Origin of the sequence: Pseudonocardia nantongensis, assembly GCF_046546495.1 — a bacterium.
Classification (GTDB): domain Bacteria; phylum Actinomycetota; class Actinomycetes; order Mycobacteriales; family Pseudonocardiaceae; genus Pseudonocardia; species Pseudonocardia nantongensis.
Genome location: NZ_JBKGXT010000029.1, coordinates 21,645 through 41,883 on the forward strand (window position 1 = coordinate 21,645; position 20,239 = coordinate 41,883).

The window sequence follows — 20,239 nt, forward strand, 5'->3', positions numbered from 1 at the left end:
GTGGCGGTGCGAGCGTTGCGCGGCGCGACCCAGGTCGACGCCGACGACCGGCAGCAGATCCTGGACCGTTCCGCCGAGCTGGTGAGCGCGGTCCTGGAACGCAACGAGCTGGTCTCCGACGACATCATCTCGATCTGGTTCACCGCGACCCAGGACCTCACCGCGGAGTTCCCGGCGTACGCGGCCCGGCTGCTCGGGCTGACCGACGTCCCGCTGATGTGCGCCACCGAGATGGCGGTGCCCGGCGCGCTGCCGCGGGTGCTGCGGCTGCTCGCACACGTCGACACCCCGAAGGCCCGCTCCGAGCTGCGACACGTCTACCTGCACGGGGCTCGCGCGCTGCGCACCGATCTGCCCCGGTAGGACACCCCGCCCCGGGGCATCGGCGCCGGACCGGCGAGAATGCCGGACGTCATGGGTGCGAGCGAGAGGCGGGGAGACGTGGCCTTGCGGGGGGTCGTGGCGATGGACGGTCCGTCCGGGACGGGCAAGTCGACCGTCTCGCGACGGCTGGCGCAGGCGTGTGCGGCGGCCTACCTCGACACCGGGGCGATGTACCGGGCGGCGACGCTGGCCGTGTTGCGGGCCGGGCTCGACGAGCACGCCGACTGCGGCGAGATGGGGCGGGCCGCGACCGGTGCCCGGCTGGAGTCCGGCACCGACCCGGCCGCGCCGACCGTCACCCTGGACGGTGAGGACGTCTCGGCCGAGATCCGCGGCCCGGAGGTGACCGGGCTGGTGTCGGCGGTGTCCGCGGTCCCCGAGGTGCGGACCGAACTGGTCGCCCGCCAGCACGCGCTGATCGAGGCGGCGGTCACCGGGGGCGGCGGCATCGTCGTCGAGGGCCGCGACATCGGTACCGTGGTGGTGCCGGACGCGCCGCTCAAGGTCTACCTGACGGCGTCGCCGGAGGTCCGGGCGGCGCGGCGCGGCCGGCAGGACGCCAAGGCCGGGCGGGACGCCGACCTGCACGCCACCCTCGCCGACGTCGAGCGCCGGGACCGGCTGGACTCGTCGCGGCGGGTCTCGCCGCTGTACGCGGCGGCGGACGCGCTGGTGCTCGACACCGACCGGCTCTCCGCGGACGCCGTGCTGGACCGGCTGCGCGAGCTCGTGGCGCAGCGGGGGTTGGACGGGTGAGCCGGGACCGTGCGGGCGCGGGTGGGCTGCCGCACGGGAGCCTCGGGTGGCTGCACGACCTCGGGCGGTGGCTCGGGACATGGATCTTCGCTCCGTTCCTGCGGGTCCGGATGCGGCACGCCGAGCGGATCCCGGGGGACGGTCCGGTGGTCGTCGTCGCGAACCACACCGCGCTCGTCGACGGGCCGCTGCTGTTCGGCATGTTCGGGCGGCGCGTGGTGTTCCTGGTGAAGGCCGAGATGTTCACCGGCCCGCTGAAGGTGCTGCTGCCGGCGCTGGGGCAGCTGCCGGTCCGCCGGGAGGTGGTCGACCGCCGCCCGCTGACGGCGGCGGCCGGAGTCCTGAGTGACGGCGGCATGGTCGCGGTGTTCCCGGAGGGGACCCGCGGCACGGGTGAGCTGACCGGTGCCCGGCAGGGTGCGGTCTGGCTGGCCCGTTCGACGGGCGCGTCGGTGCTACCGGTGGCCGTGCGGGGTACCCGCCGGCCGGACGGGGCCCGGCGGCGATTCCGGCCGCGGGTCGACGTGCTGGTCGGCGAGCCGCTGCCGGCGCCGACCGCACCGGGCCGGGACGGCCTGGCCGCCGCGACCGCGGACGTCACGGCGGCCCTGCGGATGCTGGTCCGCGAACTGGACGTGGAGAACGAGAGGCCGGCTGGACCGGCCGGGACGTGAGTTGACGTGACCGAGAGTAGCGAACGCGGACCGAGCATCGGTGCCGAGAACAACACCGGGCCGGGCGCCGTCGAGATCGGTGACGCGGCCGACCGGGCCGAGATGGACCGGCTGGGACTGGACCCGGCCGAGTTCGTCGCGGTCGACGAGGAGGGCCGCGTCGCGGCCGGGATCGACCCGGACGAGGTCCTGGCGACGCCGACGCTGGCCGTCATCGGGCGGCCGAACGTCGGCAAGTCGACGCTGGTCAACCGGATGCTGGGGCGCCGCGAGGCGGTCGTGCAGGACGTGCCGGGCGTGACCCGGGACCGGGTCGTCTACGACGGGCTGTGGAACGGCCGCCGGTTCAAGCTGATGGACACCGGCGGCTGGGAGCCGGACGCCGGCGGCCTGCAGGGCTTCGTCGCGCAGCAGGCCGAGACCGCGATGCGCACGGCCGACGCGGTGCTGCTCGTCATCGACGCCTCGGTCGGGGCGACGGCGACCGACCAGGCCGTCGCCCGGGTGCTGCGCCGGTCCGAGGTGCCGGTGCTGCTGTGCGCGACCAAGGTCGACGACGACCGGCTGACCTCCGACACCGCCGAGCTGTGGCGGCTCGGGCTCGGCCAGCCGCACCCGGTGTCCGGTCTGCACGGCCGCGGCTCCGGTGACCTGCTGGACGCGGTGCTCGACGTGCTGCCGGAGACCCCGCGCGACGACTTCGGCGCCTCCGGGGCGGGCCCGCGCCGGGTCGCGCTGGTCGGCAAGCCGAACGTCGGCAAGTCCAGCCTGCTCAACAAGCTGGCCGGGGAGACGCGCTCGGTGGTGCACGACATCGCCGGCACCACCGTGGACCCGGTCGACTCGCTGGTCGATCTGGACGGGCAGGTGTTCCGCTTCGTCGACACCGCGGGCCTGCGCAAGCGGGTCAAGATGGCGTCCGGGATGGAGTACTACGCGAGCCTGCGGACCAGCTCCGCGATCGAGGCCGCCGAGGTCGCGCTGGTCCTGATCGACGCGAGCGAGCCGATCGCCGAGCAGGACCAGCGGGTGCTGTCCATGGTGTCCGAGTCCGGCCGCGCGCTGGTGATCCTGTTCAACAAGTGGGACCTCGTCGACGACGAACGCCGGCACCAGATGGCCCGCGAGCTGGAGCGCGACCTGATCAGCGTCCGGTGGGCGGAGCGGGTGAACGTGTCCGCCCTGACCGGGCGGGCCACCCAGCGGATCGCGCCCGCGATGCGCCGCGCGCTGGAGTCCTGGGACACCCGGGTTCCCACCGGGCGGCTCAACCAGTGGCTGTCCGACCTGGTCGCGGCGACCCCGCCGCCGGTCCGCGGCGGCAAGCAGCCGAAGATCATGTTCGCGACCCAGGCGGCCACCCGGCCGCCGACGTTCGTGCTGTTCACCAGCGGCTTCCTGGAGGCGGGTTACCGTCGCTTCGTGGAGCGCAAGCTGCGGGAGGAGTTCGGGTTCGCCGGGTCGCCGATCCGGCTGTCGGTGCGGGTGCGGGAGAAGCGCCCCCGGAAGAAGTGAGGGCGCACGTGGGATGGCTCCGGCGACGTCATCGGAACGGTCCTCGACGTCACCCGATCGTGTCCGGCTGCGACGTAACCGTCCGCCCGGCTCCGGCGAGTGTGCCGGTGTGACGGTCCTCGAGCGCCTGTGGTTGTGGCAGGTGCGTGGGGTGTGCGAGATCGCGCTGGCGCGCACCGGCGGCTGCGAGCTGGTCGGCGACGCGCGCACCGAGGCGTCCTGGTACGCCGACATGCTGTTCCCGTGGGACGGCGCCGGACCCGAACCGGACGCCCGGGTGTTCGCCTGGCTGAGCATCCTCGTCGCCCGCCGGCTGCTGGCCGGTGCCGACGTTTCCGGGCCCGGTGACCCTGGAGAACCGGACGTGGTGTCACTAACCTGATCGGGTGCCCGACGAGCTCGGATCCGTGGTCTTCCGCGGCCGCACCGCCGAGCTGCAGCTGCTCGCCGAGGCGCTCCAGCGCAGCACCGCGGGCGGTGCCGGGGCAGTGCTGCTCGGCGGCGACGCCGGCGTCGGGAGGACCCGGCTGGTCACCGAGTTCACCCGGACCGCCGCCGCGCGCGGCGCGGCCGTGCTCGTCGGGCGGGTCCTCGAGCTGACCGGCGCGCCGCCGTTCTGGCCGGTTCTGTCGGCGTTGCGGGCACACGTCCGGGACGGCGACGGGGCGGTCGTGCAGGAGATCGCGGACGGGCTGAGCCGCCTCGACGACGCCCGGCACATGCTCGGCGAGCTGTGCGACCTGGTCGGGCGGGTCGCCCGGTACGGGCCGGTGGTGCTCGTCGTCGACGACCTGCACTGGGCCGACCGCTCCACCCGGGACCTGTTCGGCCACCTGCTCGCCGGGCTCGCGGCCGCGCCGGTGCTGCTGGTCGGCACCTACCGCGACGATCCGGCCGGCGGTGTCCCGCCGGTGCTGGCGCCTCTGTTCCGGGAGCTGTACCGGCACCGCACCGTGGCGTTCCGGCGGGTCGAGCCGATGACCCGGACCGAGCTCGCCGCACTGGTGGCCGCGTGGGTGCCGGACCGCCCGGAGCTCGAGCCGCTCGTGTGGCGGCACTCCGAGGGCAACGTCCTGCTCGCCGAGGAGACCGTCCGCGCGGTGCTGGACGGTGATCCGCGGGGGGTGCCGACGACGCTGCGGGACCTGATCCGGGCCGCTGCGGGCGGGTTGTCGGCGCCGGCCCGCGACGTCGTCCGGACGATCGCGGCCGGGGTCGGGGACGTCCCGCACCCCCTGCTGGCCACGGTGCTGGACCGGCCGGGCGGCGAGCTGGCGGGCGCGGTCCGGGAGGCGGTGGAGGCCGGGTTCGTCGTCGTCGCTGGCGGCGAGACGTACCGGCTGCGGCACGGGTTGATGACCGAGGTGGTGGCCGCGGACCTGGTCCCGGCCGAGCGGGTCGAGATGCACACCCGCTACGCCCGCGCGCTCGCCGCCGGCCCGGACGTGGACCGGCCGGGGACGGCCGCCCGGCTCGCGCACCACTGGTACCGGGCCGGGTATCCGGCCGAGGCGCTGGTCGCCACGCTGGCCGCGGCCGAGGAGGCGGAGCGGCTGCGCGGCTACGCCGAGGCGCACCGGCACTGGCTGCGGGCCGCCGCGCTGCCGGTACCGGACGAGCGTTCCCGCGGGCACTACCTGGAGCGGGCGGCCGCGGCCGCGGACCTGGCCGGGGACCACGACGCGGCGATCGCGCTGCTGGCCGAACGGCTGGCCGGCCCCGCCGCGCCGGCCGGGGTCGAGGGGGCGGTGCTGCGGGCCCGGCTGGGGACCTACCTGCTGGCGTCCGGGCAGGCGGCCGAGGCTGTGGAGGCGTTCCGGCGGGCGGACGCGGCGCTGCCACAGCCGCCCGGCCCGCCGTCCGCGGAGGCCGACCCCGCGGTCGCGCTCGCCGAGGTGGCCGCCCCCGGACTGCCGGACCCCGGCCCGGCGGACGGCCCGGCGGACGGCCCGGGGTCCGCGCCCGGTGCCGGGCCGGGGACCCCGCCGCCCGGGGACCTCGATCCCACCGACGCGGCCCGGGCCGAGGTGCTCGCCGGGTACGCGTCGGCGCTGCTGGCCCGCGCCGACTTCTCCGCCGCCCGGGAGGTCGCGCAGCGCGCCCTCGAACCGGCCCGGCGGGTGGGGGAGCCGCGCGCCCTGGCGTCGGTACTCGGGGTGCTCGGCTTCGGCGCCGCCTACACCGCGGACGCCGCGGGCGGGCTCGCGGCGCTCTCCGAGGCGGTCACCCTCGCGGAGGGGACCGGGGACCCGGTGCCCCTCGGGCAGGCCCTGCTGCGGCGCGCCGAGCTGCTGTCCGGCCCGCTCAACGCGATCGACGACGGCGTGGCCGAGGCCCGTGCCGGTGCCGAACGGATGGCCGAGCTGGGGCTCGCGCGGACGGCGGCGGTGTCGCTGCGGGCGTCGGCGGCCAACGGGTTGTTCCGCAAGGGTGACTGGGACGCCGCGGAGACCGAGGTCGCGCGGGCCTGGGCGGCCGCGCCCGCCGGGGTCGAGGCGATCGAGGTGCGGCTGGCCCGGGCGCGGCTGCGGATGGGCCGTGGCGACCTGGACGGCTCCGAGGAGGACCTGGCCGCGGTCGAGCTGGTCGCCGGCGCGGCCGGGACGCCCGGGTTGCGGCTGCCGCTGCTGATCCTGCGGGCCGGGCTGGAGATGTGGCGGGGCCGTCCGGAGGTCGCGTGGACGCACGTCGGGACCGGGCTGGACGTCGTCGAGTCCGGGGTGGACGACGTCTGGGCGGTGGCGCCACTGCTCTGGCACGGGGCCCGCGCGCACGCCGAGGCGGTGCTCGCCGGGCGGACCCGGGTCGCCGGCGAGGTGCGGCGGCTACGCCGGCACCGGCGGGCGCTGATGGGCCGGGCGGACCACTCGGCGCCGGCGCTGCGCGCGGTGCTGGCCACCTACGAGGCGATGTGCACCGCCGAGGACGGGCGGATCACCCCCGGTGCCGAGCCCGGGACCTGGGCCGAGGTGGCCGACCTGCTCGAGCGGCTGGGCCAGCCGTACCCGACGGCCTACGCCCGGCTGCGCAGTGCCGAGGCGCAGCTCGGGCGACGGCGTACCGGCGCGGGCACGGCCGAGCTGCTCCGCGCGGCAGAGGGGGCGGGTGCCCTGCGGGCGGAGCCACTGTTGGCCGAGATCGGCGTGCTGGCGCGTCGCGCGCGGGTGTCGCTGCCGCACGAGGTTCCGGTGCCCGCGGCCGGCACGCGGGCACCGCAGGTCGATGGCCCGCTCACTGCACTGACCATCCGGGAGCTCGAGGTCCTGGAGGTGCTGGCCCGCGGGGCGACGAACCGGCAGATCGCCGAGACGCTGTTCATCGCTCCGAAGACGGTCGGCGCGCACCTCGCGCGGGTCTTCGCCAAGCTCGGGGTCACGAACCGGACCGGCGCCGCCGCGATCCTGCACCGGCACCGCCCGGGCCCGGCCGATCCGCGGCCCTGACCCGGGCTCGACCGGTCGGCGACTCGGGTGGCTGGCACGGCGACGTAGGGCATTCGCCCGATGGCGTCGACCGACCGCCGCGACAGGGTGGTGACCTCACCGTCGTCCCAAGGGGAGGCCCGGGTGACCACCACGATCGAGCGCCCGCCGCCGGAGGGCGCCGCCGACCGGCCGGAGCACCGTGCCGAGGTCGCCGCGCTGCTCGCGACCGGCCCGGAGGACGTGCCCGGCGTCGTCGCACGGCTCGCGGAGCTGCAGGAGGTGCTGGAGCGGGGATGGGGCAAGGAGGACGGGCTCAGCTGCTTCAACCACGTGTACACCCAGATCACCCGGGGGATCGCCGAGCAGCTCGCCACCGACCTCTTCGCCGATCGGGAGTTCCTGGAACGGTTCGACGTCGAGTTCGCCCGCCGCTACCTCGCCGCAGTGCGGGCCGACGCGTGCGGTGACACCCCGCCGCGGGCGTGGGCGGTGCTGCTGCGGCAGCGGTCGAACCCGCGGATCGACCCGATGGGGTTCGCCGTCGCGGGGGTGAACGCGCACGTCAACTACGACCTGGCGCCGGCGCTCGTCCGGACCTGCACGGTGCTGGGACGCCCGTCGCTCGGCCTGGACGAGCGGCAGGGGTTCAACGCGGTCAACTCGGTGTTCGCGCTGCAGATGCCGAGGTTGCTGGAACACTTCGAGGGTTGGTTGCTGCGAACGCTCGACGCGACGCTGCTGGAACAGCTGATCGGTGCGGTCGCGGACGTCCCGGTGGTGCTCGCCCGCGAGGTCGCCTGGCGGCAGGCGCTGGAGCTGTGGGAGCGGCGCTCCAAGCCGGCCGAGTACGAGCTCGAGTGCGAGGCCCTGGACAAGCGCACCGCGCTCGTCGGGCGGGGCCTGCTGACGATCGCGGGTCTCTGGTGACGCCCGCTCGGGTGGGCGCGGGAAGGGCGGTTCCTCCGCCGCGTGCCGCCGACCGCGGCGGCGTCCTGCCCAGTGACACCGTGCTGATCCTCGACGACCATGAGCTCGTCGGGACCTCGCTGGCCGCGGCGCTGCGCGGGGAGGGGGAGCAGGCGAGCTTCCGGGCGGCGCACTCGATCGCCGACGTGCGGGGCGCCGCGGCAGTGGCCGGGACCGGACTGCTCGTCCTCGACCTGGATCTGGGCCGGGACGCGCAGGGTCGGCGGGTGGACACGATCCCGCTGATCCCGGAGCTGCGCGCCGCCGGCTGGCGGATCCTGGTGCTGTCCGGCAGCTCGAACCCGGTGCGGATCGGCGCCTCGCTGCACGCCGGGGCCTTCACCTGGGTGTCGAAGGTGTCGCCGATGCCGATGCTCGTCGGCGCGGTCCGGGAGGCCCGCGCCGGGAGGTCGCTGCTCGCGCCCACCCAGCGGCAGCTTCTGATCGAGCGGTACCTGGAGTGGGACCGCACGCAGCGGGAGCTGCGAGAGAAGCTCGCAACGCTGACCCGCCGCGAGCGTGAGGTCCTCGACCTGCTCGCGGACGGGAAGCGGGCGCAGGCCATCGCGGACACCTTCGTGGTGTCCCTGCCGACGGTCCGAACACAGGTCCGCGCCGTCCTGGGGAAGCTCGGGGTGGGGTCTCAGCTGGAGGCCGTCGCCCTCGTCCGGGCCCTGGACGGTACGGGGACCACCCCCGACGGCGGTGGGCGTGGGGTGCGGTAACCTGACGGAGCCCCGCGAGGGGCGGCCGGGACGTGGCGCAGCTTGGTAGCGCACTTGACTGGGGGTCAAGGGGTCGCAGGTTCAAATCCTGTCGTCCCGACAGACACAAGGGCCGGTATCCGTGAGCATCGGATACCGGCCCTTAGTCGTGTGACATGCACTTATGCGGTTTCGCCGTGGTCCGGAAACTGTCCCCGCCCCTGCTGCGTTGTGGACCTCTCAGAGCCGCCGGACCGGGCTGAGTGACTAGCCGAGTGTCTACGGGTCGGCGACCGGGAAGACGTCGTCCATCGCGGTCGCGCCGTGCTCCAGGACGGGCCGGAGCTGCTGCCGGTACACGGCCTCGGTGATCGCGGTGCCACTGTGCCCAACGAGCCGCGAGATGTGCTCCAGTGGCATCCTGGAGTCGGAGAGCAGCGAGACGAAGCTGTGCCGCATCTCCCGGGGAGCCCACTCAGCCGCGTTCAGGCCGGCGTCGGCGGCGACCTTTCGGAACGAGCGCCGGACGTTGTGCGCGTCCATCTCCGAGCCGGTCCGGGTGGCGAACACGAGCGCGTTCGGCGAGGTGTCCGCACCCGGCCGTTCCGCGTGGTCTCGGAGCACCGTGACGCATCGCTGGGGCATCCCGAGCCGTCGCCGGGACTTGCGGGTCTTGGTGTCCCCACCGATGCGTACCGAGCGGATGACCGAGATCGACGGCGGCAGCGGGGGAGTAACACCCGGCGCGCCGATGAGGTCCACATCGTCCCAACGCAGCGCACGCAACTCCTCCGTCCGGGCACCGGTCAGGAGCGACAGGACGATGTAGGCGCGGAGTGGACTGACCTCGGCGGCGCCGAGCAAGGGCGGTTGCCTGCTCCAGCCGACCACCTGATCTCTGCCGCTCGGCGCCTGCGACCCGCAACCGGAGCGCGCCGGTGTCGAAACTCTCCATCCATCATTAGGGCGGCGCCTCCGGCGCCGCGCGGCGCTGTGTCCGATACAGCCGCAAGCGCTCGCGCGGGGCGTGCGGCCTCCGGCCGGTCCCCGCGCGGCGCGCGGCTGCAGAGGGGCCGCCGCGGTAGGCGGAAGCTGACGGCCGAGCCTGAACCAAAGTCACGAACGACATCGGGCCCTCGCCGGGCGGGCAGGTCTCGGAGATGGTCGGCAGTGCGCACCGGTGTTGGGTGGGCTGAGGGTGCGCGTCATCTCCTCGACCTCCCAGAGGGCTATCACGCCGCTGACCGGGGGCAAGCCTGGCAGCGCACGCGGCGGCATCGTGGAGGGGTGCCCCCGGCCAGCGGCGTGATCGGGCTACGCCAGGTCGAGGAGATGACGCTTCGGCCTCTCTGTGGGGGCGGAGCAGTCCGGGAGCGAGCCGCGCAGTCGCGCTCGACCCTTCGCTTGCGCGAATTGTCCCCACCCGGCAGACCACGGCCAGGAACTGCCAGATGGCACGAGCATCTACGCGTGGGTGAGTCTCGGTGAGCTCGGTTAAGGCTCAGTGTGTGGCCCCGAGCTCCAGGGCGAGGACTCCGGCGATGACGAGGGCGATCCCGCCGAACTGGATCGGGGTCAGGGTGTCGCCGAGGAACACTGCGCCGATGATGGCGACCAGCGCCACCCCGGCCGCGGCCCAGATCCCGTAGGCGAGTCCTACCGGTACACCGGCTTTCAGTACCTGCGAGAGCAGGCCGAATGCCCCCAGGTAGCCGATCACTACCAGGATGGACGGGACGAGCCGGGTGAAGCCGTCGGACAGGCGCAGATTGATGGTCGCCATCACTTCGAGCGCGATCGCACCGGCTAGGAGTAGGTAGTGCATGGCTCAGTCCTTCTCGGTGGTGCGTCCGTCGAGGTTGCGGGCGAGGAACTGCTCGAGGGTCCGGTAGAGCTCGATGTTGCTGTCGGGGTTGATGAACCAATGCCCTTCGCGCTCGTTGAGCAGGTACTCGACCTCGGCGCCGCGGGCACGCAGTGCCTCGGCGACCCGGTCGGAGTTGCTGCGGTGGACCCGCAGGTCGTTCGCCCCGTGCACGAGCAGCAGGGGGGCAGTGATGTCGTCGACCCGGGTGATCGGGGACCGGGCGCGCATGTCGGCTTCCTGGGCCGGGTCGTCGGGGTCGCCCATGTAGCGCACGTAGTTGTTCACGACCGAGCGCCGGGCGAAGGGGACGACTCGTCTACTGAGGTCGACGAGGTCGGACATGCCGGTGTAGCTGATCGCTGCGGCGAATCTGCCGGGGTGAACGCGGCGCCGACGAGTGCGGCGTATCCACCGTAGGAACTGCCGTAGATCGCGACCCGGGCCGGGTCGGTGTGCGGTGCCCTCGAGAACCAGAGCACTCCCAGGTCACGCAGCCGGTCGTGGGCGCGGGCGGCCGCGGTAGGTCAGGTGGCGCAGGAGTGCCTCGAACGGTCCGCGTCGCCCGGTGCGTTCCAGGGCGTGGGCGATGACGACGGTGCCCGCCCAGGTGGCGACGGCGACCGCGGCGGCGGTGGCAGCACCCAGTTTCCCGCCGAGGTCGAGCAGCGATGGTTCGCTGAGCAGCAGCCAGACTGGTGACTGGGCAATGTAGAAGGTCATCGAGCGCCGGCCGCATGCGACCAGTGCGGTCGTGAGCGGGCCTCGCCGGTCACCGAGTCGGTAGGCGAAAAGTGCGATCGTGGCCAGGAACGCGAGCCCGCCGGCGATCCCGGTGGCCGCCCACACCGCCAGGCCGACCGTGTCGATGCCGGGGCTCCCGGGGGTCCAGAGGCCCACGGCCTGCAGGGCCACCGGCTGCGCGCCGAGCACTGCCACCGGGAACCCGATCAGGGCGAACCGGCGAAGCAGCGACCGATAGCGGTCGGGCTGTTCCAGCAGGCGCATACGCGCGGTCAGGACTCCAATCAGGACTGACGGCGCCATCGACACCGCGGCGATAGGCAGTACCGGGAGCGCCGACGTGCGCATGATCGCGCTGTCGAGCAGTGTCGGGCCCACGGCCAGTGGTGCGTCGGAGGGCGTCACGAGCTGGAGCAGGGAGGCGGCCGCGACCCCGAAGACGAGGGTGATCGTCATGACCGTCCACAGGCGACGGCTCGACCAGGACACGACCCCGGCGAACATCACGGCGAATGCGCCGTAGGCGCCGATCACATCGCCGCCGTAGAGCAGGACGACGTGGGCGATGCCGAACACGATCAGCCAGGCCCCGCGCCTGCGGATCAGGAGCCGGGCCTGCGCCGGGTCGCCGTTGGGGCCTGAGTAACGCCGGGTCATCTGCACGAGGCCGTAGCCGAACAGGATCCCGAACAGTGGGGCGGCGCGCCCGTCCACGAAGGAGGTCAGCAACCACTGGACGGCCACGTCGACGGGGCCGCCACCGGCAGGTGTGGCGAGCGAGTTACCACCGGCGTGCAGCTGGCGGGAGTGGGCCAGCGCGATGAGCAGCAGCATCACGCCCCGCGCGAGGTCCGGCGCCAGCAGTCGTTGCGACGGCGGCGTGGGAGAGAGCGGCCCTGCGAGGGGTTGAGGAGAAGCTGACACGACGATCCTTACGCGAGGGGGAGCTGCGGTCAGACGGGCAGGCTCGGCGGGAGCGGGGTGAGGCGGTAGGAGGGTGGCTCGGCGCCGTGCAGGTGGCGGACGAAGTAGTCCCAGGTGCGGCGCAGGACGTAGTGCTTGCTGCCGTTGAACAGATGCTCGGCGCCGGGGACGACGAGCATGTCGACGTCCTTGTCGGCCTTCACCAGCGCGTCGACCAGGCGCAGGGTCTGGGCGGGCAGGACGTTGTCGTCGAGCTCGCCGTGGATCAGCAGCAGCCGGCCCTGGAGGTTCGCAGCGAGGTGTGCGTTGTCGAGGTCGCGGCGGGAGTCGTCGTCGAGGTCGCCGTAGTAGCGCTCACCCCAGTAGGGGTAGTAGCTGCCGATGTCGTTGGGAGTGGCCCGGGCGACGCCGACGCGGAAGAAGTCGGGGTGGGCGAGCAGCGCGCGAGCGGTGGCGTACCCGCCCCCGGAGCTGCCGGTGATCCCGACCCGGGTGGTGTCCAGCCACGGGTGTCGCTCGACCATCTGGCGGATCGCTGCGATGTGGTCGACGAGGAAGCCGGCGGCTGAGAAGTTGCGGTAGGAGTGGTCGTGGAAGGCCTTGCTGCGCCCGGCGGTGCCTCGCCCGTCGATGGCGACGACGGCGAACCCCAGCGCGGCCAGCGCTTCGGCCTCCCCGGTGAACGGCGGCGCGTCGAAGGCCGGAGAGGCGCGGTAGACCATCGGCCCGGGGTAGACGTGGTCGATCACCGGGTAGCGTCGTTCCGGGTCGAACCCGTGCGGGCGCCACAGCAGCCCGTAGATCGGGGTTCGGCCGTCGGCGGCGGTGGCCCGGAATCGTTCCGGCGGTGCCCAGCCGCGGGACGCCAGCGCGGCGGTGTCGGGGGCCTCGAGCTCGACGAGTACCCGGCCGTCTCCATCGAGCACCGACGACCGCGGAGGCGTCGTGACGGTCGAGGCCCGGTCGAGGACGTACCCGCCCTCGGGCGGGCTGATCGCGTCGTGGTCGAGCTCATCGTCGGTGAGCCGGGTGAAGCCCGTGCCGTCCAGGTCGATGCGGCAGATCTGGCGCAGATAGGGGTCTGTCTCGTCGAGCCCGTTCGCGAGGAACCAGACCCGGCGGGCGTCCTCGTCAACCCACAGCACGCGGCGCACCAGCCACTCGCCCGAGGTGACCTGGACGTGCTTCCCGCCGTCCGGTGAGTAGAGGTACAGGTGTCCCCACCCGTCACGCTGGGACCACCAGAGGACCTCCCCGGAGTCCAGCACCCGCACCTGCGCCGGTTCGACGGTCGAGGCTCCCGGGTCGACGCAGGTCCGCCCGGTCTCCTGGACCACGAGCGCGCTCGCCCCGGTGGCGGGGTCGAGGCGGTGCATCTCCAGGGTCAGCGCGTCACGGGAGTACCGAAGGAAGTAGACGGAGTCCCCGACCCACCACCGCGACCCCAGGCTGGTGGTGTGCACGATCGGGGTCGGTGGACCCTGCTGGTGCACGACGCTGCGAGCCGCGACATCGAGCACCACCCAGGACATCGTCGCGACCTGCTCGTCGCCCGGCACCGGGTAGCGCAACCGATGCTCCACCGGGCGGCCCCCGCCCGCGGGAGCCGACTCCACCAGCACCTGCTCGGGCAGCCCCCGCTGGTCGAGACGATGGGTGAGCAGCCGGGTGGAATCCGGCGACCACTCGGCGACGAACGGCGGATCGATGCCCAGCGCCCGCCACTGGAAGACCCCGGCCCAGTCGAGCATCGCCCCGTAGGAGTGATCGGGCTCGGCGTCCTCGGTGAGCGCGAACTCCTCGCCGTTGCCCCGTGACCGGACCCAGATGTTCCCGTCGCGGGTGAACGCGGCCCAGGCCTTGTCCGGAGAAACCAGCTCCACCCGGCTGGGCAGGCCGGCGCCCTCGACCCGTTCGCAGGTGCCGTCGCTGCCGGAGAACTCCCAGGACTCGCCGAAGGCAAAGAAGCGCACCACGTCCTCGTCGCGTCCGGGGAGCTCGAACTCCAGCAGCATCACCGGCAGGTCTGCGGCGTCCACCGCGTGCCCCGACGCCAGCGAGAGCGCGGCCGCGAGCCGGGCGTGGTCGAACGCGTCGCGACGCGTACCCGTCGCCGGGTCAACCAGCACGTGCCGGCCGCCGACCTCGTAGACGAAACGCCGGCCCCCGGCGAGCCACTGCGGCGCCACGGACCCGCCCGGCACCGCCTGCTTCCGGTACGGCGCGAGCATCGACTCAGCGCGCGCGTAGTCCTCGGCGCCCAGCGAAATCATCCTTGGTCCCCTCCCCGAAACTCCTTGACCATGCGGTGCCAGGTCACACCCGGCCGCCGCGGCACAGTCAAGTAGATAAGATGTAGATCATCCGTTGGTGGGATGCGCCGCGGGTCCGTCGTTCTCGTTTCGAAATGCCGGTGCACCACGGTCAGCGGCAGGTCGTGACGTCATCCATTCCTGTAGGTGGACCTCGGAGAGCGCCAGTCTGGTGAGGCCTTCCAAGCTGGGGATTCCGGTGCCGCCCAAGCGTTGAACGGTGAACTGCGGGCCCTCGCCGGGCGGGCAGGTCTCCAGGATGACGGGACCGTGCCATCCCGCCGACATCCCGGAGGACGTACCGCACGGCCACCCGTGGGCGGAGCGTGGCATGGCCGGGTGCGGTTGCATCGAGGGGCCGGCCTACGGGAGTCCGCACGGTCGGTCTGGCGCCAGGTCGACAGGATGGCACTCGGAAGGTGCGGGGAGCCGAATCTCCCCAGAGAACCCCCGGAGATCAACGACAGAAGCTGACGACGAACCAGAACTCGCGGCAGGCGTGTCTGCGGATCTGTGCAGCGTACGAGGAGTAACGGCAAGCGTCGGGTGTCGACCGACGTAGTGGATCTTGTCTCCGCGGATTGAGGGTGCCCGACGGGGACGGCGCGCCCGGCGGATTCGCGCTGTCCTCGCGTCCGTGGCCGGATTGGCGAGGTTGCGGGTGCCGCGTGACGAGCTGAGTGACGACCGCCCTTGCCGCACGTAGGGCGTTGGTGGACACGCGGGGGCTCTGGTATTCCGCTGCCTTGCCACTATTCGCCGGTCGAGTGGTTCTTCCGGTTGATTCACACTGCAGAGACAACTGAATTGATCGCACCATCGCGCACAGTGGGAGGCTGCCAGGGCATTCCCGGAGTGGGGCTCTGCTGCCGCTCAGTCCTGGTATCGCTCGGCGAGTTTCTTTAAGTTCAGCAATTGCCGTCGGGCCATGATCAGATCGCCGACGGACAGCCCCATGCCAACCCAGCGATTGGTTTGTATAACGACCTTGAGTAGGAGGCGCGTCGTGTCGTGGTCCTGAGGTACGACGACATAAGACATGAATGCGCCGATGATGGTGCCGGTCAGCTGTTTCCCTGGGGCGACCGAAACGATCCGACCCAGTTCCCACCCACCAGCGGTAGTGAATCTTTCTCCGACTTTAGGGTCAGGCAGGCCTACTAGTTCGCGAGGTGAGCGCCGGCCGAGATTGTCGACCCAGTCGTACGAGTACGGCGCCAGTCTGACCTGCGCAACCCACGGCCATACCGCTTCGGCGGGCGCCTCGACGGTCACGCCCCGCCACACCTGCAGCGCGGAGGCGGTGACGAAGTCGTCGCATGGGTAGGAGCGCGAGACCTCACCGTCGCTCACGCCCCATCGGTCACCGATCATGCCTCCACTCTCCACCATCCCGGTGTCTGAAGTAGGTGGATGGGATAGCCCTGGCACGCGCGCGAGGGAGCAAGTAGGCCCCTGGGGCACATCATGCTCGAAACAGCCCAGTACCCTTGGCACGACTTGGCAGCAGGTGGGCTGGCGATCGGTGCCGTTGGCGTAGGCGTGCAGGCAGCCGACGAGCCTGGTTCGCGTTAGGAGAGCGGTGCACGTAGCACTCCCGGTAGGAGAGCGTGGTGCCGGCCTCGAAGGTCGGAGGGAACCCGGAGCCGGAGCAGCTCCCGGGCCGCGGGCCTCCCGCGAGCTGTAGAGCCGGAGCGAATCCGGAGCGGATGGACAGGGACTGGCCGCCACACCGAACAATGCTCCGGCACGAACAGCCAGGTCAGCGGGTACTCGATATCACCAGACGACACCAACTGCTCGTGCGTCGCCGCCTTCACGCCGAAGAGGTCATTGGTTCGATCCCAGTATCGCCCACGCAGGTCAGAGGCCCAATCTGACGCAATCGGGTTGGGCCTCAGTCGTTCCCGGGGAACATTTGGGGAACATGCCCGAATCACCGCAGCACCGCCATTGCGCCCGCCGGCCCGTCGTCCGGGTCGTCGTCATCCGGGCCGTCCGCGCCGAGCATCGAGCCGCCCAGGGCGTCGAGGATGCGACGGTGGTTCTCGGTCCGCCGGGTGTAGAGCTGCAGCGTCGTCGTGACGCTCTCGTGGCCCATCACCCGCTGCACCATGTTCGGCGGGACGCCGTCGTCGACGAGCCAGGTCGCGTACGAGTGCCGCAGGTCGTGGAACCGCAGCCCGGTTCCCGCCACGCTTGCCACCGCCTTGACCGCCGCCGCGTAGGTCTCGCGGACCAGGGCGTTCGCGCGTCCCTCGTCGTCGACCCAGCGGCCGGTGAACTCGTGCGAGCCGGTGTGTTGGACCGACCCGAGCAGCCCGGCCCGGACCAGCGACGGCCGCCAGATCCGCGAGCGGAACAGCGTGCGCCGCAGCGGCTTCCCGACGGCGTTGGGGAACACCAGGCCACGCTCGCCGAGCCCGTAGCAGGCGACGTGGTCGCGTAGCTGCGGCACGAGACAGCGGGGGAGCGGCAATACATCCGGTCGATGCACTCAACCTCGAAGCTCACGTGCTCAGTCAGGACATCGGCGACGCTGCGGGCTACAGTCATCACTGGCTCCGGTCGGACCGGCGGCCAGCAGGCCCATCAACCGCCTCGATACGGTTCATAACACCGTGACCGGCCACCGGCCATGGTCTTCACCCGCCCGGCCGGAGCCCCGCACACCAAGCCGACCCACGCATGACTCGTCGGGCTGGGGCGCAGCCCCGGTTAGACCTTCTGGGGCTCTTCGCGGGCGAGGTGTAAGCGCCTGTCGGGCGGTGCCTACGCACGTAAAGGTGCCTTTTGTAAACCTTCTCTCGCTCACTCACGATGGTGTTACGCACTACCAGTGAGGTGAAGAGGAAGATGTTTGAGCAGGTAACGCAGCCCGAGGGGTCGCAGATCGTCATCGAGGTGTGGTCCGACCTGGGCTGCCCGTGGTGCTACGTCGGTCAGCACCGACTCCAGGCCGCGATCGAACAGCGCCCGGATTCGGACAGGTTCGACATCAGGATCCGGTCCTTCGAGCTGAACCCGTCCGCACCGCAGGAGCCGGAAACGATCGAGAAGGCGTTCATCCGGGCCAAGGGCGGCAGCGCCATCCACGTCCTCCAGGTCGAGCGCCAGGCCCAGGCGATCGCACACGGGGAGGACCTCGAGTTCTCCCTGGACCGTCTCAGCGCCAACACCTTCGACCTGCACCGCGCGGTGCAGTACGCAGGCGACCAGGGCCGCGGCGTCGAGTTCTTCTCCGACGTCCAGGACGGCTACTTCGCGGGCACCCTCAACCCCTACGACTCCGACACCCTGGCAGACGTCGCGGAGTCGGTCGGGCTGGACGGGCAGCGGGTCAGCGAGATCCTCGCAAGCAACGAGTACGCCGACCGCGTGCGCGCCGACCGAGCCGAAGGCCTCGAACTGGGCGCCACCGGCGTCCCGTTCGTCGTCCTCGACCGCCGGGTGGCTGCCCCGGGCGCCCAGAAGGTCGCCGGCTACGGCCTGTTGCTGGAGCAGGTGGTCGGGCCCGTGCCGATTGAGCGTGTCTCATGAGCGGGGCCAAGGACGGGCTCCAGATCGTGGCGGCCCCTGCCGACGGGTGGTGCGAGCCCGACACCGGGGTGTGCCACATCGACACCTCAGCCGGCCGACGCCCTGACCGCGACCCTGCCTCGACCGACCCCGGTCAGGTCGCTGGCGGCCCGGTTGCCGGCGATCTCGCCGTGGTGAACGGCAGCCCACCCGGCCATCGCCATCACCGCGTCCTTCAGCGACCGGCCCAGGTCCGTCAGCTCGTACTCCACCCGAGGCGGGACCTCGGCGTACGCGGTCCGGATGATCAGGCCGTCGCGCTCCAGATGCTTGAGGGTCTGGGTCAGCATCCGCTGGGAGATCCCCGGGACGCTCGCTTGCACGTCGGAGTAGCGCAGCGAGCCGGCACCCAGGGTGCTGATGACCAACATCGTCCACTTGTCGCCGATGCGGTCGAGCACCTCACGGATGAAGGCACTGTCCTCGGGCCATGCCTGGCACGGACCACTGACCTGTCGCGCTGACGCCATCTCGACACCTCTCCTCCGCATGCAACCGCACTACCAGTATGTAACGCCCACGGGGAACCACCAATCCACGCCACGGCTCGCTCTCCGATCCGCCCGAGAGCGCTCTCAAACGACTCTGAAAAGGAGCCCAACCCATGTCCTACCTGCTGCACATCGACTCCTCCTCGCTCGGCGAGGCCTCGGTCTCCCGCCAGGTCGCCCGGTCCTTCCTCGAAGGCTGGGACGGCAAGGTCGTCCACCGCGACCTCGCCGCCGCACCTGTACCCCACATCAGCGCGGCCGGCGTCACCGCACGCGACACCGACCCCGCCCGATACACCGACGAGCAGGCTGCCGCAGCCGCGATGCAGGACACACTGATCGAGGAAATCCTCGGCGCGGGCGCTTACCTCTTCACAGTGCCGATGTACAACCTGACGCTGCCCTCGGCGTTCAAGGCGTGGCTCGACCAGATCCTCGTCCATGGCCGCACCATCGGAGGCTCCTCCCCCGTCGCCGGGCGTCCTACCGTGGTGGTCTCGGCTCGGGGCGGCAGCTACGCCCCCGGCGCGCCCAGGCACGGTTTCGACTATGTCGTACCCGTCCTCGACGCACTGCTCGGTCACAAGGACATGCTCGGCCTGGACGTCACCACCGTGATCCCCGAGCTGACCATGGCCCCCCACTCGCCGGCGCTGGCCGCGCTGCTCCCGAAGCACGAGGCATCCATGGCCGACGCCCACGACCGTGCCCGTGAACTCGCCGCGACGATCACCGGCCGCACGGCGGCCGCCGCCTGAGCTTGCATCTTAACCTTGGTTGTTTCGGCTCGTCGCGGCGGTAGTCGCGCGTTTCCCGACGTCGTGGTGGGTGGCGCGGTGCCGGTTGTGGGAGCCGGGTGGGCGGCCGGGGCCGGGTCGGCTGGGTTTCGGTGCTCTGGCGGGACGGCTGGTCTTCGTGCGCAGGTGGCGGAACCCGCGGCGGACCCGGGTGGGCGTCAGCCGGCCCGGGTCGGCGGGTCGTTCCCAGGGCCGTCGGAGGTCGGCTGTGAGGGGGCTGGCCAGCTGTAGCTGGGTGTAGGCGGCCACCAGGAGCCAGGTCCAGCGGTCGGCCGCGGCCGGGGTCCGGACCTTCGGTGCGGTCCAGCCGAGGGTCTGCTTGAACAGCCGGAAGGTGTGTTCGAGATCGAACCGGCGCAGGAAGGACTGCCACCATCGGTCCACATCGGCGGCACTCGCGCCGATCACCGAGGACCACAGCCAGACCGGTTTCGGGGCGTGCTCGCCCGGCAGGTGCTCGACCTGCAGACGCAGCAGGGTGCCGGCGATGATTGGTAGCTCGCCGGGATGCTCGACCCACACGCCGCGGTGGGCCAGGCGGGGGTAGAGCACGTCCCAGGCGGTGGCGACCGCGCGGCCGTAGCGGCGGGCGTCGGTCGTGGTGGTGTGGGTCGGTGCCCACCACGTGCCGGGGTCGGAGAGGGTGAAGTCGGGCCGTGCCGTGGCGGCCGTCCGGGCGACGGGGCGGCGCCGAGCAGCAGCACGGCTCGTCGTCGCGCGTGCAGGCGCTCGATCGGCCGAGGCGCGAGCCGGTCGAACGCGAACAGGGCAATAACCGCCACGATGCCACCGAGCACAGCGCCGGCCGCGACGTCGTGCGGGCAGCGGTGGGGGGCATCGACGTCCCTACCGCGTTCGACGCCGTGGATGCGGTCGTGGTTCTCGCCTGAGTGACTAACTGAGTGACAACCGACTTGCGCATCGGCGGACGTCCATGGACGCCGATGGACCGTAGACCTGCACGAACGCCGAGCGGCACTGCTGGCAGGCACCCGCCCTCAGGTGCCTGGGGGTCAAGGGGTCGCAGGTTCAAATCCTGTCGTCCCGACGGTGTGGATGAGGCGGTGTCAGCATCTGGTGGCGCCCCCTGCTGCGTCTCTGACC

Annotated in this window: 21 protein-coding genes and 1 tRNA gene; 12 read left to right on the forward strand and 10 right to left on the reverse strand. The window is 72.2% G+C overall.

Annotated features, from left to right (window positions below):
- The 9 genes from aroH (at window position 1) to ACLFMI_RS24585 (ending at window position 8,545) form a co-directional block, all read left to right on the forward strand.
- Window positions 1-363: a chorismate mutase gene (gene aroH / locus ACLFMI_RS24545; protein WP_410950317.1), complete on the forward strand. Its 363-nt coding sequence runs from the start codon at window positions 1-3 to the stop codon at window positions 361-363.
- A 51-nt stretch (window positions 364-414) separates the two neighbouring features.
- Complete coding sequence (gene cmk / locus ACLFMI_RS24550) at window positions 415-1,140, forward strand: (d)CMP kinase (protein ID WP_410950318.1); 726 nt, start codon at window positions 415-417, stop codon at window positions 1,138-1,140.
- Complete coding sequence (locus ACLFMI_RS24555) at window positions 1,137-1,814, forward strand: lysophospholipid acyltransferase family protein (RefSeq protein WP_410950319.1); 678 nt, start codon at window positions 1,137-1,139, stop codon at window positions 1,812-1,814. The genes cmk and ACLFMI_RS24555 overlap by 4 nt, the downstream gene beginning before the upstream one ends.
- A gap of 102 nt (window positions 1,815-1,916) precedes the next feature.
- Window positions 1,917-3,329, forward strand: coding sequence for a ribosome biogenesis GTPase Der (gene der / locus ACLFMI_RS24560; protein ID WP_410950357.1), 1,413 nt, complete (start codon window positions 1,917-1,919; stop codon window positions 3,327-3,329).
- A 109-nt stretch (window positions 3,330-3,438) separates the two neighbouring features.
- A complete protein-coding gene (locus tag ACLFMI_RS24565; protein ID WP_410950320.1) occupies window positions 3,439-3,711 on the forward strand; it encodes a hypothetical protein in 273 nt (90 codons plus the stop codon).
- 4 nt (window positions 3,712-3,715) lie between these two features.
- Window positions 3,716-6,772: a helix-turn-helix transcriptional regulator gene (locus ACLFMI_RS24570; RefSeq protein WP_410950321.1), complete on the forward strand. Its 3,057-nt coding sequence runs from the start codon at window positions 3,716-3,718 to the stop codon at window positions 6,770-6,772.
- Window positions 6,773-6,895: 123 nt separating this feature from the next.
- Window positions 6,896-7,681: a DUF5995 family protein gene (locus ACLFMI_RS24575; RefSeq protein ID WP_410950322.1), complete on the forward strand. Its 786-nt coding sequence runs from the start codon at window positions 6,896-6,898 to the stop codon at window positions 7,679-7,681.
- 80 nt (window positions 7,682-7,761) lie between these two features.
- Complete coding sequence (locus ACLFMI_RS24580; protein ID WP_410950323.1) at window positions 7,762-8,445, forward strand: LuxR C-terminal-related transcriptional regulator; 684 nt, start codon at window positions 7,762-7,764, stop codon at window positions 8,443-8,445.
- Between the two features lie 26 nt (window positions 8,446-8,471).
- Window positions 8,472-8,545 (forward strand) — tRNA-Pro (locus ACLFMI_RS24585).
- A gap of 158 nt (window positions 8,546-8,703) precedes the next feature.
- On the opposite strand, the gene ACLFMI_RS24590 is transcribed toward ACLFMI_RS24585, so the two are convergent.
- The 8 genes from ACLFMI_RS24590 to ACLFMI_RS24625 form a co-directional block, all read right to left on the reverse strand.
- A complete protein-coding gene (locus tag ACLFMI_RS24590) occupies window positions 8,704-9,288 on the reverse strand; it encodes a site-specific integrase (RefSeq protein WP_410950324.1) in 585 nt (194 codons plus the stop codon).
- A 637-nt stretch (window positions 9,289-9,925) separates the two neighbouring features.
- Entirely contained in the window at window positions 9,926-10,249 is a 324-nt protein-coding gene (locus tag ACLFMI_RS24595; RefSeq protein WP_410950325.1) for a DMT family transporter, read from the reverse strand.
- Window positions 10,250-10,252: 3 nt separating this feature from the next.
- Window positions 10,253-10,633 (reverse strand): alpha/beta hydrolase family protein, encoded by a 381-nt coding sequence (locus ACLFMI_RS24600; protein ID WP_410950326.1) that lies wholly within the window; start codon window positions 10,631-10,633, stop codon window positions 10,253-10,255.
- On the reverse strand, window positions 10,573-10,770 hold the full coding sequence (locus ACLFMI_RS24605) for an alpha/beta hydrolase family protein (RefSeq protein WP_410950327.1): 198 nt from the start codon (window positions 10,768-10,770) through the stop codon (window positions 10,573-10,575). The genes ACLFMI_RS24600 and ACLFMI_RS24605 overlap by 61 nt, the downstream gene beginning before the upstream one ends.
- 7 nt (window positions 10,771-10,777) lie before the next feature.
- Window positions 10,778-11,866, reverse strand: a complete 1,089-nt coding sequence (locus tag ACLFMI_RS24610) for a DUF418 domain-containing protein (protein ID WP_410950358.1) — start codon at window positions 11,864-11,866, stop codon at window positions 10,778-10,780.
- A gap of 119 nt (window positions 11,867-11,985) precedes the next feature.
- Entirely contained in the window at window positions 11,986-14,229 is a 2,244-nt protein-coding gene (locus tag ACLFMI_RS24615; protein ID WP_410950328.1) for a S9 family peptidase, read from the reverse strand.
- 912 nt (window positions 14,230-15,141) lie between these two features.
- Window positions 15,142-15,642: a polyketide cyclase gene (locus tag ACLFMI_RS24620; protein ID WP_410950329.1), complete on the reverse strand. Its 501-nt coding sequence runs from the start codon at window positions 15,640-15,642 to the stop codon at window positions 15,142-15,144.
- A gap of 562 nt (window positions 15,643-16,204) precedes the next feature.
- The gene (locus tag ACLFMI_RS24625) at window positions 16,205-16,726 is read right to left on the reverse strand and encodes a tyrosine-type recombinase/integrase (RefSeq protein ID WP_410950330.1); all 522 of its coding nucleotides are present in this window, start codon (window positions 16,724-16,726) and stop codon (window positions 16,205-16,207) included.
- A gap of 398 nt (window positions 16,727-17,124) precedes the next feature.
- Between ACLFMI_RS24625 and ACLFMI_RS24630 the strand changes: the two genes are divergently transcribed.
- Window positions 17,125-17,808, forward strand: coding sequence for a DsbA family oxidoreductase (locus ACLFMI_RS24630; RefSeq protein WP_410950331.1), 684 nt, complete (start codon window positions 17,125-17,127; stop codon window positions 17,806-17,808).
- Window positions 17,809-17,894: 86 nt separating this feature from the next.
- On the opposite strand, the gene ACLFMI_RS24635 is transcribed toward ACLFMI_RS24630, so the two are convergent.
- On the reverse strand, window positions 17,895-18,317 hold the full coding sequence (locus tag ACLFMI_RS24635) for a winged helix-turn-helix transcriptional regulator (protein WP_410950332.1): 423 nt from the start codon (window positions 18,315-18,317) through the stop codon (window positions 17,895-17,897).
- A 134-nt stretch (window positions 18,318-18,451) separates the two neighbouring features.
- On the opposite strand from ACLFMI_RS24635, the gene ACLFMI_RS24640 reads away from it, so the two are divergent.
- Complete coding sequence (locus ACLFMI_RS24640) at window positions 18,452-19,096, forward strand: FMN-dependent NADH-azoreductase (RefSeq protein ID WP_410950333.1); 645 nt, start codon at window positions 18,452-18,454, stop codon at window positions 19,094-19,096.
- Window positions 19,097-19,105: 9 nt separating this feature from the next.
- Here the strand turns inward: ACLFMI_RS24640 and ACLFMI_RS24645 are convergent, their stop codons facing one another.
- On the reverse strand, window positions 19,106-19,687 hold the full coding sequence (locus ACLFMI_RS24645) for a hypothetical protein (protein ID WP_410950334.1): 582 nt from the start codon (window positions 19,685-19,687) through the stop codon (window positions 19,106-19,108).
- A 104-nt stretch (window positions 19,688-19,791) separates the two neighbouring features.
- Here ACLFMI_RS24645 and ACLFMI_RS24650 point away from each other — a divergent pair, with 104 nt between their 5' ends.
- Window positions 19,792-20,025 (forward strand): hypothetical protein, encoded by a 234-nt coding sequence (locus ACLFMI_RS24650; RefSeq protein ID WP_410950335.1) that lies wholly within the window; start codon window positions 19,792-19,794, stop codon window positions 20,023-20,025.
- Window positions 20,026-20,239: the final 214 nt, after the last annotated feature.

Coding starts and splice junctions, on each gene's coding strand:
- ACLFMI_RS24600 (WP_410950326.1), bottom strand. CDS start 10,633: ATGTCCGACCTCGTCGACCTCAGTAGACGAGTCGTCCCCTTCGCCCGG.
- der (WP_410950357.1), top strand. CDS start 1,917: ATGGACCGGCTGGGACTGGACCCGGCCGAGTTCGTCGCGGTCGACGAG.
- ACLFMI_RS24640 (WP_410950333.1), top strand. CDS start 18,452: ATGTCCTACCTGCTGCACATCGACTCCTCCTCGCTCGGCGAGGCCTCG.
- cmk (WP_410950318.1), top strand. CDS start 415: ATGGGTGCGAGCGAGAGGCGGGGAGACGTGGCCTTGCGGGGGGTCGTG.
- ACLFMI_RS24630 (WP_410950331.1), top strand. CDS start 17,125: ATGTTTGAGCAGGTAACGCAGCCCGAGGGGTCGCAGATCGTCATCGAG.
- ACLFMI_RS24610 (WP_410950358.1), bottom strand. CDS start 11,866: ATGCTGCTGCTCATCGCGCTGGCCCACTCCCGCCAGCTGCACGCCGGT.
- ACLFMI_RS24635 (WP_410950332.1), bottom strand. CDS start 18,317: ATGGCGTCAGCGCGACAGGTCAGTGGTCCGTGCCAGGCATGGCCCGAG.
- ACLFMI_RS24615 (WP_410950328.1), bottom strand. CDS start 14,229: ATGATTTCGCTGGGCGCCGAGGACTACGCGCGCGCTGAGTCGATGCTC.
- ACLFMI_RS24620 (WP_410950329.1), bottom strand. CDS start 15,642: ATGATCGGTGACCGATGGGGCGTGAGCGACGGTGAGGTCTCGCGCTCC.
- ACLFMI_RS24595 (WP_410950325.1), bottom strand. CDS start 10,249: ATGCACTACCTACTCCTAGCCGGTGCGATCGCGCTCGAAGTGATGGCG.